11 protein-coding genes and 1 tRNA gene are annotated in these 16,260 nt (G+C 44.4%); 4 read left to right on the top strand and 8 right to left on the bottom strand.

The annotated features are described in order from the left end of the window. A partial coding sequence (locus LDX50_RS06290) for a T9SS type A sorting domain-containing protein (protein ID WP_225697558.1) occupies window positions 1-1,672 on the top strand: 1,672 nt, incomplete at its 5' end. A gap of 51 nt (window positions 1,673-1,723) precedes the next feature. On the opposite strand, the gene LDX50_RS06285 is transcribed toward LDX50_RS06290, so the two are convergent. After that, the gene (locus LDX50_RS06285; protein WP_225697557.1) at window positions 1,724-3,145 is read right to left on the bottom strand and encodes an alpha/beta fold hydrolase; all 1,422 of its coding nucleotides are present in this window, start codon (window positions 3,143-3,145) and stop codon (window positions 1,724-1,726) included. A 173-nt stretch (window positions 3,146-3,318) separates the two neighbouring features. On the opposite strand from LDX50_RS06285, the gene LDX50_RS06280 reads away from it, so the two are divergent. Then, window positions 3,319-3,975: an outer membrane beta-barrel protein gene (locus LDX50_RS06280; RefSeq protein ID WP_225697556.1), complete on the top strand. Its 657-nt coding sequence runs from the start codon at window positions 3,319-3,321 to the stop codon at window positions 3,973-3,975. 72 nt (window positions 3,976-4,047) lie between these two features. Here the strand turns inward: LDX50_RS06280 and LDX50_RS06275 are convergent, their stop codons facing one another. From LDX50_RS06275 to LDX50_RS06265, 3 genes are all read right to left on the bottom strand, one after another. Beyond that, complete coding sequence (locus LDX50_RS06275) at window positions 4,048-5,010, bottom strand: DUF6515 family protein (protein WP_225697555.1); 963 nt, start codon at window positions 5,008-5,010, stop codon at window positions 4,048-4,050. 3 nt (window positions 5,011-5,013) lie between these two features. Then, complete coding sequence (locus LDX50_RS06270; protein ID WP_225697554.1) at window positions 5,014-5,760, bottom strand: DUF2092 domain-containing protein; 747 nt, start codon at window positions 5,758-5,760, stop codon at window positions 5,014-5,016. A gap of 492 nt (window positions 5,761-6,252) precedes the next feature. After that, window positions 6,253-6,326 (bottom strand) — tRNA-Pro (locus tag LDX50_RS06265). A gap of 295 nt (window positions 6,327-6,621) precedes the next feature. Here LDX50_RS06265 and LDX50_RS06260 point away from each other — a divergent pair. Then, the gene (locus LDX50_RS06260; RefSeq protein WP_225697553.1) at window positions 6,622-7,032 is read left to right on the top strand and encodes a hypothetical protein; all 411 of its coding nucleotides are present in this window, start codon (window positions 6,622-6,624) and stop codon (window positions 7,030-7,032) included. A 39-nt stretch (window positions 7,033-7,071) separates the two neighbouring features. On the opposite strand, the gene LDX50_RS06255 is transcribed toward LDX50_RS06260, so the two are convergent. The 4 genes from LDX50_RS06255 to LDX50_RS06240 all read right to left on the bottom strand — a co-directional run bounded on the left by LDX50_RS06255 (window position 7,072) and on the right by LDX50_RS06240 (window position 13,079). After that, entirely contained in the window at window positions 7,072-8,493 is a 1,422-nt protein-coding gene (locus LDX50_RS06255) for an OmpP1/FadL family transporter (RefSeq protein ID WP_225697552.1), read from the bottom strand. Window position 8,494: 1 nt separating this feature from the next. After that, the gene (locus LDX50_RS06250) at window positions 8,495-9,529 is read right to left on the bottom strand and encodes a DUF481 domain-containing protein (RefSeq protein ID WP_225697551.1); all 1,035 of its coding nucleotides are present in this window, start codon (window positions 9,527-9,529) and stop codon (window positions 8,495-8,497) included. A gap of 10 nt (window positions 9,530-9,539) precedes the next feature. Beyond that, window positions 9,540-11,780 carry a hypothetical protein gene (locus LDX50_RS06245; protein WP_225697550.1) on the bottom strand — a complete coding sequence of 747 codons (2,241 nt, stop codon included), beginning with the start codon at window positions 11,778-11,780 and terminating at the stop codon, window positions 9,540-9,542. A gap of 132 nt (window positions 11,781-11,912) precedes the next feature. Beyond that, complete coding sequence (locus tag LDX50_RS06240) at window positions 11,913-13,079, bottom strand: helix-turn-helix domain-containing protein (RefSeq protein ID WP_225697549.1); 1,167 nt, start codon at window positions 13,077-13,079, stop codon at window positions 11,913-11,915. 181 nt (window positions 13,080-13,260) lie between these two features. Between LDX50_RS06240 and LDX50_RS06235 the strand changes: the two genes are divergently transcribed. Beyond that, complete coding sequence (locus LDX50_RS06235; RefSeq protein ID WP_225697548.1) at window positions 13,261-16,245, top strand: SusC/RagA family TonB-linked outer membrane protein; 2,985 nt, start codon at window positions 13,261-13,263, stop codon at window positions 16,243-16,245. Window positions 16,246-16,260 lie beyond the last annotated feature (15 nt).

Genomic DNA, 16,260 nt, shown 5'->3' with positions numbered 1-16,260 from the left:
CACAGACGGATCGATCACTGCAACTGCAGGTGGTGGAGACGGCACCTATGAGTATTCACTGGACAATTCAACCTGGCAGACCAGCAACGTATTCAACGGACTTGGTCAAGGCAACTACACGGTATATGTTCGTGACGGTGCAGGTACTGATGCCGGCTGTCTGGCTCAGGATGATGTAACGCTGACTACTCCTGATGAAGTAAAGGTTTCAATAACAGCCACAGTTGATTGTACCCAGGGTCCTTCAGGATTGCCCAGTGGTAAGGTTTCCGTATCCGGATCCGGTTATGAAAAACTTGTACTGTTTGATGCTTCCGACGACAGTGAAGTTGCCTCTCAGACGACGACGGGAAGTTATGATTTCGAGAATCTTCCTTCAGGAAGCTATTACGTAATTGCTTACGCTTCCGATAGTCAGGGTACTGCTGATGCATGTAGTGCGACGAGTGAAACGGATATTGTAGAGACCTGTTACTGGACAAGTTTGCTTAAAACAACCAATGGTTCTGTAGATCCTACCCGTGACTGGACATTCAATCTGTACCAGGGCCAGGATGCCTATGGTGGAAACCTTTTGGCATCTGCAACTACATTGGGTGATCAGGATGGTGTTTTACTATTCAACAATATAAATCTTGATCCGAATCAAACATACACCATGTGCGAGCTGAATATTCCCGCAGGATATTCTGCAGTGTGGTGGATAGATACCAATAATGATGGTGTTGCAGATATGATCGTTCCTGCATACAATCCTCAGGCGGATGAAAATCCGATGAGTGATGTGGGTAACAGGTGTTTCGATTTTGGAGCGGGAACAGCATATCCCTTATTGCCGAATAGTACGCTGGTATTTGCAGTAGACAATACCATGCCGGGTGGTGCAGCACGTACTCCTGGTTACTGGAAAAACTGGAATACCTGTACTTCGGGTGGCCAGGCAGACAATGCCGCGAAGAATGGAGGTTATGCCAACGGCTACTGGCTGCTGGATGACATCCTTAATAATCCTGGCATTACGCTGGGTGAGTTTACGATTCCGGCAAATGACTGTGAAACAGGTGTATTGATCCTTGATCAGCGGGATCTAAGCGGTAGGAATAAGAAGATGGCAAATGATGCGGCATATACGCTTGCCATGCACCTGATGGCTTTCAAACTGAATCAGGCTGCGGGAGCTTATCATTGCCAGTATGCAATTGATGCGGCTATGCAGGCGGATGCACTGCTTACCAGGAACAATTATGATGGTACAGGTAGTTACCTGCGTCCGAAAGCTGCTGATTACACTGAAGCCCTTGAATTGGCCGGTATTCTGGATGCTTACAATAATAATATTCTGAGCGAGACTGAATGCAGCATGCTTTACACAGGCATTGAAGAGCAGCCTCAGGAAGCAATAGAGCTGAATACCTTAGATGTTGTAAGCTATCCGAACCCGTTCAGGGATCAGACAACGCTCAGTTTCTCTGTAAGTGAAACTTCAGAGGTACAGCTTGTTGTTTATGACCTGAGAGGTGTTTTGGTTGACGTTCTTTATAAAGGAGAAGCCCTTCAGGGTAACCGTTATGAAGTTGTGTTCAGACCTGAAAATCTGAATAGTAATGTGTACATCTATCAGTTACAAACTCCGAAAGGAATGGTTACTGGTAAATTACTGACGATCGATTAATTTAGTTTTCAATTTTAAACAGGGCAGGCAGGAGAAATCCTGTCTGCCTTTTTATTTCCAGTTGAAAGGATTAATCTGCTCATTGCAGTTATTCATGATTTCGGCCAGCGGTTGGTTCAAAAAATCACGGGTTAGCTGAAAAAAACAGCTGTTGAATACGCTGTGTCCTTCCCCTTTTAATTCAAAAAGCTGTGCGTTCGGCAGGTCTTCCATCATAGGGAGGGCATTGGATGTGGGGGTTATTGGATCAAACTCCCCATTAAGAACCAAGACCGGGATTATTGAATGGACGGGTTGATTTTCTATTTCATCTGCCCTGAAAGAATGCCAGGCATTTAGTACTTCAGGATCGGATGAAAACAGGGCATGACCAGGGTACAGGGATTCATTTCTGCGCAGATCGGTTAGGAAATCCTCCGAACCATTAAAAGGCAACTCTTCATATGCCATGATGGACCAGTAAACAGGCGCATTCAGGGAGGAAAGTAAAGACCTGAGTAAGGATAATTCAAATCCAAGGGACGGCTGTTCGGCTGTATTCAGTTCAGCAACCATGGCCGGGATTCTCCCTGCCGTCGTTCGCTGATACAGCAGGAGATGTGTGATGAAAATAAAATCCTGGGCATTCAACACAAAATTTTCTTTCAGGGTAATCGGAGTTTCACGCATTGATGACAGAAGGCTGAAGTAGCCGGTTCTGAAGTCGGGATATCGGCTGTGACATGACGGATCTTTCTCGCAGGCGGTCATTATTGTTTTAAGAGAATTGCTGAAGTTGGTTACCAGGTGTTCGTACATGTTCACTTCCGGCGGGAATATTCCCTGCAGTACGGCGGCATTAATCGATTCGGGGTATTCACGCATGTAGGTAAGCGCCAGCTTACTCCCATAGGATGCTCCGTACAGATTCCATTCCTCATAACCCAGGTGTTTGCGAACCAATTCAAGGTCCCGAACTGAATTTAGTGTTGAGTACATCCCTTTGTCGGCCCCTGAGGATTGCATCTCCCCTGAACAATCTTCCATCTCATTCAAAATGGATTCACTTTCATCACTGATCTCAAGGTCGGCAGCCATGACCTCATAGAATTTTGCTCCCATCCATTCGCAATATGGCTGGGAGAAGCCTGTGCCGCGCTGATCAACAAGTATGATATCCCTGTCATTGCGTAAAGGACTATTTTTCCAGACTTCGTAAAGGGCAATGGAAGATCCACCCGGTCCGCCCTGGAGAAAAACCAGAGGTGGATTTGAGGACTTGCCGGAACTGCTTTCGAGTACAACGTAGGCAATTGATGTTTTGCCGGCATCGGGCGTGGAATAATGGATGGGGACTTCGATGGTTCCGCATAGGGTTGAAGGGTCATTTTCCAGGCCGAAACAATCAATAATTTTATAATCACCGGATGACTTACAAGCTAGCAGGCTGACTGGTAAAAGTAAAATGATTAATCGTAGCAGTATTAGATTCATGAATTGATTTTTACGGGATCAGGCGTAATTTGTTTAATTATTTAGGTGATTGATTTTATCAACTGAAACAAAATGTTTGGTAAAAGCCCGGTAAAGAGTAGAATTTTTTGGCAATCTTAGTATTTTGGAACGTACATTATTGAATAATAAAACGATACAACAATAATTTTAAAATGAAGAAAATAATTATCGCCGCAATTCTCTTTCTGGGAATAAACTTCAGTGGGTTAGCCCAGGAGGTGAGATTAAATACATATGCCGGATATGTGTTCAAGGATCGGGTTGACTCGTACTACTCAAGCAGCTCATATTTTGATGGCACCATTCAGGACGGTTTCAGATGGGGTGCCGGGATCGAGTTTCATATTCCCGGCAGGGGAGCTGTAGAAATTCAATATCTGAGACAGGATACGAATGCGCCCACAACTTACCGGGATTCAGGTTTTCTGGGTGGAGATATTCAATTTACCAACTTTGACCTGGCGATCAATTATATACTGATCAATGGTACACGATATTTCCCTACGGGCGGACCTGTAGAACCGTTTGTCGGCATGGGAGCCGGGCTGGGGATCTTCAATACAACAAATCCTGACAACGGGAATAATCGTAATGCGACCAAATTCTCGTGGCAGCTGAGAGGTGGTACGAACATCTGGCTGGCCGACAGGGTCGCGATTCGGATTGAGGCCAGTCTTTTATCTGCCGTTCAGGCAGTTGGCGGTGGATTATACTTCGGGACGGGTGGTGTTGGTGCAGGCTTAAGCACCTACAGCAGCATGTATCAGTTTGGTTTCGACGGCGGACTGGTTTTTCGCCTGAGAGAGTAGAAGAAACGAATAGACTTAAAAAAGGGCTGTATTGAAAAATGCAGCCCTTTTTGTATGATTAATTATCAAAACCTATTCCTCTTCCACTGAAACCACTTCATACATGTCCTTCCCGTCAACCTGAACGGGCTGGTATAGCGTTTCTCCAAATTTAACATAGGTGACATCTCCGATCTTCACTTCTTCACCTCCTTCAGGAAGACTGGAAACTGTAGATCCTGAAGTTGGCGGAACAACCGTGTAGCCACCATCTGTTTCCTCGTAATAGGCGCCTCCATAGTAATAGTTATTCGTGGTTTCGTTGATAACAACCGTTTCTTTCTCCGCGGGGATCGTCTGAACGGTCGCACCAACAGGAGCCTGGACTACTGTATAACCTCCATCGCTTTGCACATAGTAAACACCCTGGTCATAGTGATATTGCTGATTTTCAACGGAGACGACAATGGCAGTAACCGCAAGTGTCGTGACGAAAAATCCCCATGGATGCCACGCAGGCCCCCAGTAATACGGTCGGTAGGGGTGATAATAGTAAGGGCGGTAACTGTAATAACGGTAGCCGCCATAGCGATAGGGAGGGCGGCTGTAAGGTCGATACGTATTTCTTCTTACACTTGTGTTTCGGTTATTACGAATATTAATGTCTTTGCTATTGTCTACATTGATATTCACATTTTTTTTGCTGTTGTCGATATTTACCTTATTTCCCGCATTGATATTAGTCTTATTGCCAATTTTATTGTCGGAATTTTTTTTGGAGATGTTATTTTGAGCAGTGCTTTTGCGGTTTCCGGCACTATTGTTTGAAGTACGTGAAGGGGCTTGTCTCGTTTGTGTTCGTGACGGGGTAGTCTGCGGCCGGGATGGTGATCGTTGTGCGCCCCCGTTGATAGATCTGTTTGAAGTTCCTGATGGTCGTGCTGCCGGCCTGGAAGGCTTGGAATGATTCATTCGCTGAGCCTCCACAGCATGATTCATTAACAACAATGCGGCTGTTAAAAACGAAATTCGGAAAATGTTCAAAATGTATTTCATCTTTTATTCAGGTTGCTTTTGGATATCATTTACAGAGAGAATTTTTATTTCTTTCGCACCTGGCGGTGGAATGAATCTGAAAATTGATTCCGGTATATCCGGATTTAATTCCCATTTCAGAAAGGTTGCCTCGTAACGAAGCCTTTCCGGACTTTCCTTATCAATGATCATATATTTATAGGGCAGATTATAGGAATCATCTGATATCCAGAGCTGAAGCTCCATGTAAGCACTTTGCGCCATAATGTGAAACACCGGCTTTTCATTTATTACGGCGCGGCCTGCATAGGAAATGACATCGAAATTTTCAATAAGATCATCGGTGAGCGATGGATAGAACAGGTCAGCCGCAGGGAATTCAATCTCATAGTTTTTGTGAATGCTGTCTATGGCTGAAATGATGGTAGGTGGCGCAGGTATAGTAACAAAATTGTTTTCCTTGTGTGAATAATAATTAAGAACCGTTCCATCATACCAGTATTGGTGATGTCCCTTTTCATTGTAGGTGTCGACAGTCATTTTGTCCGGTCCGGCCATACTTACTGAATGATTACGGAAGTGCGTAATCGTGCTGCCGTTAACGTCTTGTTCGTCGACCATCGTTCTTAACGTGAAATTGCAGGAAGTAAGTTCTCCAAGCACATTGCTCATCCGATCCAATAATAAAACGGAGACAGAATCATATTTTGCCTGACTGGAAAGTATGAAGGGCAGCAGTAACAGCGGGAGAAAAAGAGTGTACTTTTTCATTAAATAAAATTTTACAGGTTAACTTGTTCAAGCTAAGTAATTCCCATGAGCAATGCATTTAAACCCCTGTTGAAATATGTTTCAGATTGTATCCATTTAGAATTCAATACAATTTTTTGAGGATTCACCGCAGGATTTGTATGTGCCGCGTTGATTGGGATAGTCTGTACCTGGTAAGTACTTTACGGTCTCTGCTTCTGAAACCTGCTCCCTGCAATAATTCCCAAAAACCTGTATTAAAGCCTATTCCCTACAATATGTCTCGCTATTACCTGACAGGATTGGCTTCGTTCCGCTCGCCGATCCTTGGGGGTGATCCTATCAAAAGCCTTTCGCTCATTTCATTCACTCCGGCCTTTTCCGTTCATTCCTCTTCTTGCTAATCAGTCGGGCTTTGCCCGACGTAGCCCGGATTGAAAGCAGCCTTGAGAAGGATAAGGTTTGCTTCTAAATAAAAAAGCCCTCCTTCGCATAAAGCTACGGAGGGCGGAGTCGGGGTGAGAGGATTCGAACCTCCGGCCTCTGCGTCCCGAACGCAGCGCGCTACCGGGCTGCGCTACACCCCGTTTGATGCACAGGTTATCTACTATGGATTGGCATCAATAGTTCTGCAAATAAACGCTATTTCCAATTTCTACCCAACAAAAACTCCTATATCAAATTATAAAATCAAACACGGATTACAAGATTCAAATTTGCCGGTTTGATTCAACTCAATTGCTTTGCATTCAGTAGCTTATATAAATTAATTGTATTAATTTAAGTAACACAGAATATTTCTTTTAACAAGCCGGGGCATATTGGGAGAAACGTTTTAGGGAATATTCGTTCATAACTGTTTCAAACCAAACCTCTATTAAAATGAAAATCAAACTATCATTACTGCTTCTGTTGCTTACTTTCATGGCATACTCCGTTCAGGCACAAAACGTAGATATCGGCAAAGCGATGACAGAACTAACTTCCAGCCTTAAGCCCGAGGCTTTTAAAGGAAGCTGGAAAAAAAATAAGGACAGCTGGATGGAACAAGCCAGCGGACTGGATATTTCTGATTTATCAGGAGTCTCCTCGCAAATGACAGGATTGCTTTCCAACCTTAAAAAAAGTGCCTTCAAGAAAGGAGTTCAAAAAGGATTGCTCAAACAGTTGGCTACGCCAAAGAATGCAGCAGAATTGACGGAAGCATTTAAGTCTTTGGTTAATGGAATAGATCCCTCAATGTTCGTGAGCGGATTCGACAGGGGGGGCCTACTTAAAAACCTCGGAATTTAGATTCTCCCAATCAGGAAAGTCATCCCCCGGGTGGCTTTCCTAGAATTTCTTAAACCTGTATGTGTAACCCAGGAGCAGACCAATAGCCGAATAGCTGGCTTCGGTAACCTCAAGGGCACCTCCCAAAAGGAGTGTTTCGTCAGGATCTTCCAGGTTTCCATCCTGTGAATACTCGTTGTTCCTGCCAAAACTTCCCAGCAATCCCAGCGTAAGACTACTGCGCTCCTTATCAATATTAATCCCGCCGGTAAAATGAAGGATATCCCAGTCGGTCATCGTGGTGGATGTTCCTTTCTCCTCCTTGATGAAATAGCTGTTATCCGTACGTGCGCTCAGATTCAGTGAAAGCATATCACTAAGTTTTTTCTCATATCCGATGGCTATATTGAACACTGACTTTGCGCCGGACTGTACGATCAGGAATTCATCGCTCGTGAATTCGGAGTATAAATCAGAAGGCCGTACGAAGGCGCTGGATTCTGCTTCCATAATGTTGTACGGGTCTAATGATGTGTAGTATTGTGCGGAAAATGACAACATAGACCTTTCAAATTTCTTATTCACCCCTACCGCAAAGGAAGCCGGTGATTTGAAACGGCTTTTTAGCTTTTCCTGCCGGTCGGAAGCCAGGAAATCCCTGCGGTCGTCGGTGAAAAGCTTCGTATTGTTGAGTGATATGTTCGCTGAGATCGTGCCGTTACCAAACAGGTTCAATGACGGCGTGGTAAAGGTAGCTCCGATTTCCCAGTTGTTGGGAAGATGCCAGGCACCTCCGATTTTCATCTGGTAGCGTACATTGAAATACTTAACATTTTCAATATCAGTACCGGATACCAATGTATTATCGTCATCATTGAGAAAAAAGTATACCAGAAAATTCTGGTGGTAGTTCTCACTACGCATGTTAAAAAAGTTGGAGAACCCAATGGAAAACTTCTCTGTAATTTTCCTGCTGAATCCTAATGCCAGGAGGATTTCATTCGTTTTTACAGTCTTGCTGAGTTCACCGATGAATTCTTCGTTACCCGGACTTTCTGCATCGTCTGTAATTTGATAATCTCCATCGATGCGGGCAGTCCCCTTGAATTGAAATGCCACGGGTGACATTATTCCGTAGCCGATTTTCCACTTGCTGTCCTGCCGGTTTAACATACCCGATACGAGCAGGGGTACGTTTCCAATCTGACTGCTTTTAAAGTCGGCCCGCTGCCCGATCGCATTCTGGATCCGGATGTTCTCGATCTGATACAAATTGGCATTGATGGAGAGGTTACCGTCTTCCAGGAAACCAAGAGCTCCCGGGTTGTAATAAACCATGCTGTTATCCTCGGCACCTGCAACCACTGCACCTGACATCAATGCACTTCGGGTGCCGAATTGCTGAGTCCAGTAATGTGTGTCCTGTGAAGAAGCAAAAAAGGATACAAATACCCCAAGCAAAATTCCTATGGTTGATTTCATATTAATCAAATTTATAGCCAAGGCTGAGAACCGTTCCAAAGTCGAAATTACGCTCTGATTCACCTTCCGGCGGCTGGTTATCGTAGTTACTGTAAAAGTTTAATCCAATTACGAAATCACTAATTGGTTCCCAGCTCAGCCGGATATTCCCGTCATTTCTGATACGTCCTGATTGCGTGATTCCGAAATAGATATTTTGATTCAGGTCGAGTTGAAGATTCGGACTTTGAAACTGATAGAAATTGAAATTGAAAATCAAAGGAATCTCAAGGAGGGTGCCGCTCTCCACACCCTCCGTACTCAGTTCCTGGTTCAATGCAACTCCTGTTACAGCCATTAACTGCCGGTTTGTTTTCTGAACTAACAAATATCCCGCGCCTGCAAACTCCTGAAATCGCCGCTTCAATGAGAGCTCCAGGTTTCGCTGGTACGTCAATCGTGTGGCAATAATCCACGAGTAGTTAAGGAAGTATCCGGCACTGAGGGTGACATTTTCAATATCTCTCGACAAGGAACCTCCTTCCTGAGTCATGATCGTACTGGAATTAAGGTTTAACTCCAGGTCCTGGGCCAGATATTTCATGCCCAAATCAAAATTAATACGGCCGATATTACTGGATCTTGTATAATCATAACCGGCAGATACCGTACCGCTGATTCGTTCTTTAAATGAATCCTCATATTGCTGAAGACGAACGATACTCTCTATGGGGATTTCCAGTGTAACTCCCAGGTTCTCAACTTTAATAAATCCCTCATTGGTACTGGACCTGACCCTGCCATAGAGGATTTGTTCATCAGTGGTTCGTATCCTGTAAAAATGCAGTCCGGCATGAAAGGTTTTTACCTTGTAATATTTGATCTTTACTACACCTGCGTCATCGCTGTCGAGTTGTACCCTTCCCTCTGCAACAGACAGAATTTCTCCCAATAACATCTGACCATGGTAAAGGAATACAGTATCCTTTTTCTGTCCGGCAGCACTCCCAAAGAGCATCAGTAATACAACTAAAACAAAAAATGATCGCCCCTTCATTCATCCAGGTCTAATTACCCCTTCTTCTGCCGGAAGGTGCCGGACGTGAGGCAGGTCTGCTTTGTGTACGCTGATAACTATTGGTACGGGTGGTGCCCCGGTTTCGCATTTCCGACTGCCTGTTCAGGTTTTGGCGTGTTGAAGGCGTTACAGAGCTCTTATTCCACCCATTGGAGCTTTTCTGCTGCCAGTTTCCGTTATTCTGCCGCCTGTAGACATCTCCTTTTTTATCGGTATACACATTGTTCTTACTCCGGTCTGCAGGTCTTGCCGTTGGTTTGTTCTGCATTCTGTTTGAAAGATCGGAGGTGTTAACACCAGCATTGCCTGCCCGGTCCCGGGTTGTATTCTGGGTTCGATCCCGGGTTGTATTCTGGGTTCTGTCCCTTGAAATATTTCCGTTTTGATTGGCACGGTCTCTCGATGAGCCGGTGCGGTTAGCCGTGCTGGCCCGATCCCGTGTGACTGCATCATTCCGGTAACGATAGAGGTTATTGGTATTGTTGCCGACGTTGATATTCACATCACCATTAATGTTGATATTGTTTCTGCGGCCGCCATAATAGCCTCCTCCTCCATAGTAGGGTGGACGATAGGGAGGGCGATACATGGGAGGTCCCCACCATCCCCCGGGGCGGCCGTAATAACCGCCATGCCCGAAGCTGAAGCTGAAGAAACCTACGCTAACCCCGAAATTCATGCTCCAGCCTGTCCAGGGATTATAATGCATGCCAAATCCCCACGTTACGGGCCTGGGATAATAATAGGCACCGTACCAGGGCCTGTAGTAATAGCCCGTTCCGTACACAACGGTGGGTCCGTAAACATAGCAGCCCAGGTATCCCGGTGTATAACCAGTGTAAATGTAGGTAGGTGTCACATCGTAGATATAGACGTACTTGGTATTATACGCTGGTGACGAAGCAGGAATTTTTTCAACTTCCGAAGGGCGTTCTTCAGAGACTTTCCAGGGTCCCTCGGCATTATTGGAGACAAACCATACACCATTCTCGACAGCGTAGTATTTGTTATTGGCCCGTAAGACAGTCGATGATGTATTCACGGCAACCTGTAATGAGGTTCCTTCAATTGGTTCGAATTTTGGTTTGCCATCATATTCCACCGTACAGGATGTTGAATTTCTGTCAACTTTAGCGGTCTGCGGGATCTGCGCTTCCATGGTAGCATCCCTCGCTTCCGGTGTACCTGCCACGTTGGCAAGGACCACATCTTTTTCCGAACCTTTTGGAATCTTGCTGAAATCTGCCGGAAGCTTATCGGGCGCGGAATAGCTCCACGGACCGTTCAGTGATTTTGAATTATACCACCTCCCGGCCAGCAAAACGTAATAGGTTTGCGAAGATATATCCATCAGGATATCATTGGTGGTATTGGACATGTAAAGCAACGATGTGCCCTCGATACTTTGAAAATCCGCTTCCCCCTCACTTTGAATGAGCTCTGCAGGCTCAGTACTCACAACGATTGCAGGGGGGGACGCAGGGGCCGGTTCCTTCTCTCCCTCCTGGTTTTCGGCGATTTGCTCCTGAAGGGCCTTGTCAAGTTCCTTCATGGTTCCTGACAGTGAACCGGCAGGCTGCCACCCTGATGTTACACTTCCTGAAACATACCAGAAATCGCCTCCAAAGAGGTAAAACTTCTTGTCATCAGGATTCTTTACGATGAAAAATGGTGTGTTAACCACCGTTTCCATATTCAGATCGTCGTTCTTTTCGATTTTCGGTTCCCCGTCAATTAGTACCAGCGTTGAGGGTTCTTTCCTGTAAATTATTTTCGGAGGGGTGGTATTCAGATCACTGTCCTCTATTTTACCCTGGCTTTCCAAACTTGCAATGATGCGGTCGATTGAAATCTCGAGGTTCCATTTAGGGATTTCAGTTTCAAGTAATTTTTCAAAAGCATCGATTTTGGACTGATCTTCAATGTTAGGAAACCGCACGTCGGTGATATCAATCGATTCCAGCGTTGCCATCCGGGTATCTTTATCTGTTAACATTTGTGCATCTGCCCAAACTGCGCCGAAAACAGGCTCATCTTTTGCCTGCTGACGCACACTTACCGCTGAACGTGTATGTAAAATGTTACCTTCAAATCCTTCTACCTGGGGTTGATAAATCACCACCTTACCGCCCGTGCTCAGGGGTATTTCCTTTGGCCAGGTATCCTGTCCATAGGATTGTGACGGAAAGATAAAAAACAGGATCAGTGAAAGAGGAATTAATAATTTCATAAGAATCAGATGTAATTGAACTAATGGCCGCTAAAATGAGAGGTAATTTACGTAAAATGGCGCTTCATTTACCTGTCATTGGTGAAATTCTGTTTCAATTTATAATTTGTGGCGCAGTGAGCCCTCCTGTATTCAGTTCAGGTTCTTTTTGAAGTGTTCGGAAGGGGTGCAATTATAAAATTTCTTAACAGCGTGGGTAAAGGTTGTACGTGAGTTGAAACCGGCATCATAGGCGATGCCTTCGAGTGTCATTCGTTTAAACTCGTCGTTTGAAAAGTTTGATTCGATATAGCTGAGGCGATTTTTATTGATGAAGTCATTAAAATTCAGGTTGTAAATGTTGTTTACTACCCAGGACAAATGATGCCGTGGTATATCCAGCTGTTTTGAAAGGTCAGTGATTCTCAAATCTCGTCTGAGGTACGGTTTATCCTTGTCAATACATTCTTCGATCTTCTTCTTATAAACGGGGATTAGCGCGGGATCAACAGCATTTTGATCTGACTCGCTCAGAGGATTATCCTGTTTGAAACCGAAGGATTTTACATTTCCCTCCTCAATTTTTTCGACCAATGTCCCGTATAAAATATCCGGCCGTGTAAATAAATAAATCAGCAATGAGATCATCAGAAAACTAAAAATGATTGTGAACGAATTGTATGCCGACATATCCGGGTGCGCCGCGGAGTAAATCAATGACAGGAAGATGAAAGATAATGCAATCAGTAAATAAAGATACCACCAAAATGACGCAGGATCTGATCGGCGTATTTCATTCTTATTCTTCAAGAGAATGCGAAAACTTTGAAACAGGTATAGTATGGAAAAAATACCCAGGATGGTTGCCATCTGACTCCCGGTAATCCAGCCATCTGGTCCGGATAATAAATTGATATCACCTGTATAACGCCGCTGAAGAATGTCAATTTTCTCCTGGTTTGTTTTTATTAAAAATGGAATATTCACAATAAAAGCCAGCATAAAAGGAATCAGATGCAGGAAGAATTTTTTTGGAAAAACCAGCGGCTGAATGAGTGAGGTGGTGATATAGTAATAACACGAGGGCCCTATGATGAAGGCGATTGGCATCGCCGTCCGATAGAGAAAGGGCATTTCTTCGATTAATCTTGAATTAAGCAGGGTGGTGATAAACAGCCCGTAGCCGACTCCTCCAATAGCGAGTGTAAGGAAGATGCGCGGTATGCTGCCTGACTTGTTAATGAAAATAAATATTCCACAGGACAGCAGACTGAGTGAACTGGCAACTAAAGCGATGATATCGTAAAAATTGTAATTCAACCAACTTTATTTTCGGCAATATAAGCTATTCCTCAATTACCCGAAAAATCCTGATTTCGTTAATTATCCCCCAATACGTGGGATGCATTGTACGTTTATTGCAACGTATATTGCGATATTGTATTAAATCACAATATTTTATTTTAAATTAATCCAATAACCAACCAAACATTTTACGCCTATGAATAAAGTATACCTATTAAGTATGCTGTTCTGTATGTTATCTTTTGTGCAGGTGAGCGCACAGGACATGCAAGTAACAGGCCGGGTTACGGAAGCCGGGACGGGAGAAGGTCTCGCCGGTGTGAACGTAATCATCGAAGGTACCACGACAGGTACCATTACTGACATTGATGGCAACTATGTTCTTTCAGCCCCTAGGGGATCGACATTGTTGTTTTCATTTGTCGGATTTCTCACGAAACCAGTGGTGGTAAATGCTACTACGATAAATGTAGAACTGGAGCAGGACGTTACAAACCTTGAAGAAGTCGTAATATCAGGTCTTGCATCATCGGTTAAGAGATCTAACCTTGCGAATGCAGTCGCTACGGTTGATACCGAACAACTTACAGGCATGACCACTGCGCAAACCCTGGATAACGCCATGTATGGTAAAATTCCAGGTGTGAATATGAACGCGAACGGTGGTGCTCCCGGTGGAGGTATCAACGTTCAGCTACGAGGTATTTCAACGCTGGGTGCGGGATCATCTCAGCCTCTGTATATTATTGACGGAGTTTATCTGGATAACTCATCCATTCGTACAGGACGTACTCAGGTGAGTGGTGCCAGCGGCGGACAATCAACCGCAACACAGGATAACGCGGCTAACCGCATTGCGGATATAAACCCCGATGATATTGAGCGGATTGAAGTTCTGAAAGGTCCTTCTGCCGCAGCTATCTATGGTACACGGGCGAATGCCGGTGTAATTATCATTACAACTAAAAAAGGTTCACAGGGAAAACCCCGAATTCGCTTTAACCAGGATCTTGGAATGGCCCAAGGTCAGAATTTTCAAAATTTTGATGACTGGAATCCAGACAAGATCGCCGCATATTACGGAACAGGAGCCACTGGTCAGGCTGAGCTGGCAAAATACAACGAGGCTTTAGCTGAGGGACGCATTGCTGACTGGGAGGAAGAAGTTTATGGTGAAACAGCATTTCTTACCAACTCTCAACTCAGTATTACGGGAGGAAATGATCGCACAACGTACTTCATTTCAGGCGGAATGCAGAAGGAAGATGGTATTATTAAGAATACGGGATTTGAGCGGTATTCCATCCGTGCAAATATTGAGCAGAAGCTTTGGGAAAACGTAACCATCAACCTGAATTCAAACTATATCCAGTCTGAAAGTGACCGTGGATTTACAGGAAACCAGAATAATACCGGTGGAAGTATGGGTTATGCACTGGCATATACACCTTCTTATGCAGACCTGTTTCCGGATGAGCAGGGCAATTATGGGGATAACGATTATTTCAATGATAACCCACTGGCAATCCGTGATCTTGCTGAGAATAATGTGAAGGTAAACCGCTTTATTACCAGTTTCGGACTGAACTGGGATATTTTTAAAACATCTCAGTCAATCCTGTCATTTAATATGTCCGGCGGTGTTGATTATGTCGCCTCACAGTCACTCGTATATTTTCCGGAGAATCTTCAACACCAGGAAGCACAGGCGAATCCCGGTGACGTAATGTGGGGTAAGAGTAATAACTTCAACTCCAATATTCAGGGATTCCTGGTCTTCAATACCAACTTTGGCAAATTCAATTCTACTACCCAGGTAGGTATGGTTCGTCTTCATCAGAATACCGACTATACCCTGAACAGGGGTCGTGGTTTGGCTGGTGGACAGACAAACCTGCAATGGGCACGCGTAGTATCGGTTCAGGAGCAAACACTCACGGAAGTGACCGATATGGGTATCGTCGCTCAGGAGGAATTGAACTGGGCAGATCGAATCGTTGCAACACTTGGTGTTCGATTTGATAAGTCAACACTTAATTACCAGCAGAATGAGTACTATGCATTTCCAAAAGCATCCGTTGCTTTAAATCTGCATAATTTTGATTTCTGGCAGTCGTCATTATTTAACCAATTCAAACTTCGTGCAGCGTATGGTGAAACGGGGGGTTTACCTCAATTTGGGGTGACATTCGAGTCGCTAACTCCTCAGTTAATTGGTGGAAACCTTGGTGGACAGGTAGGAACACGTGGTGTCGATCCTGATCTTGTTCCTGAGACAGCATCAGAAATTGAATTTGGTGTCGACCTTGGGTTGTTCAATAATAAGCTCACACTTGAGGCGACCTATTACAATAAGAATGTACGTGACCTGATCCTGGATCTTGTTCCGGCGGAATCTACTGGTATTACCGCGATTGCCACCAATGCGGCGGATCTTCAGAACAAAGGTATTGAAATTGCATTGAGTGCCTCTCCTGTCAGGAACAGTAACTTCGAGTGGTATACTCAACTGTTATGGTGGAGAAACCGTTCTGAAATTACAAATCTGAACATTCCAACGTTCACTACAGGTGGTTTCGGTCCTTCTTTAGGTTCATACCTGATTGCTGAGGGATATTCGCCTACCACTATTATAGGTAATCCTTCAGGTACGGAAGTTCCTGGCGGTTTTACTGTATATGGCGATCGTCAGGCCAAGTTTGACATGTCATTCTATAATACATTTAAACTGTTCAAGAATTTTGATCTGAGCTTCCTTTTCCATTGGAAAAATGGTGGAAATAACATCAACCTTTCCGCACTTCTTTGGGATGATGGAGGAACTACACCGAACTGGGATGGTGATGATGATGGTGACGGTACGCCTAACGGACTTGATCGTCTGCTGGAGTGGGCCGGAGGAAATACCGGTGTTTATATCCAGGAATCAAGTTATGTGAAACTTCGTGAGATTGGATTATACTATACCATGCCGTCGTCGCTCACTTCAAGCTTCCTGAATGGAGCCTTTAACAACATCAAATTTGGTGTTTCCGGAAACAACATTCTGTTGTGGACAAACTATGAAAGTTATGATCCGGAAGTTTCAAACTTCGGTAACCAGCCTATCTCATCGAATATTGAGGTAACTCCTTATCCCTCTTCGAGAAGGTATTTTTTCCATATATCACTGGAGTTTTAATCACCTAAATGAATA

It is taken from the genome of Fulvivirga sedimenti, assembly GCF_020328055.1.
Note: the sequence above shows the minus strand (reverse complement) of the source record. Positions and strands in the feature narration are given on the sequence as shown.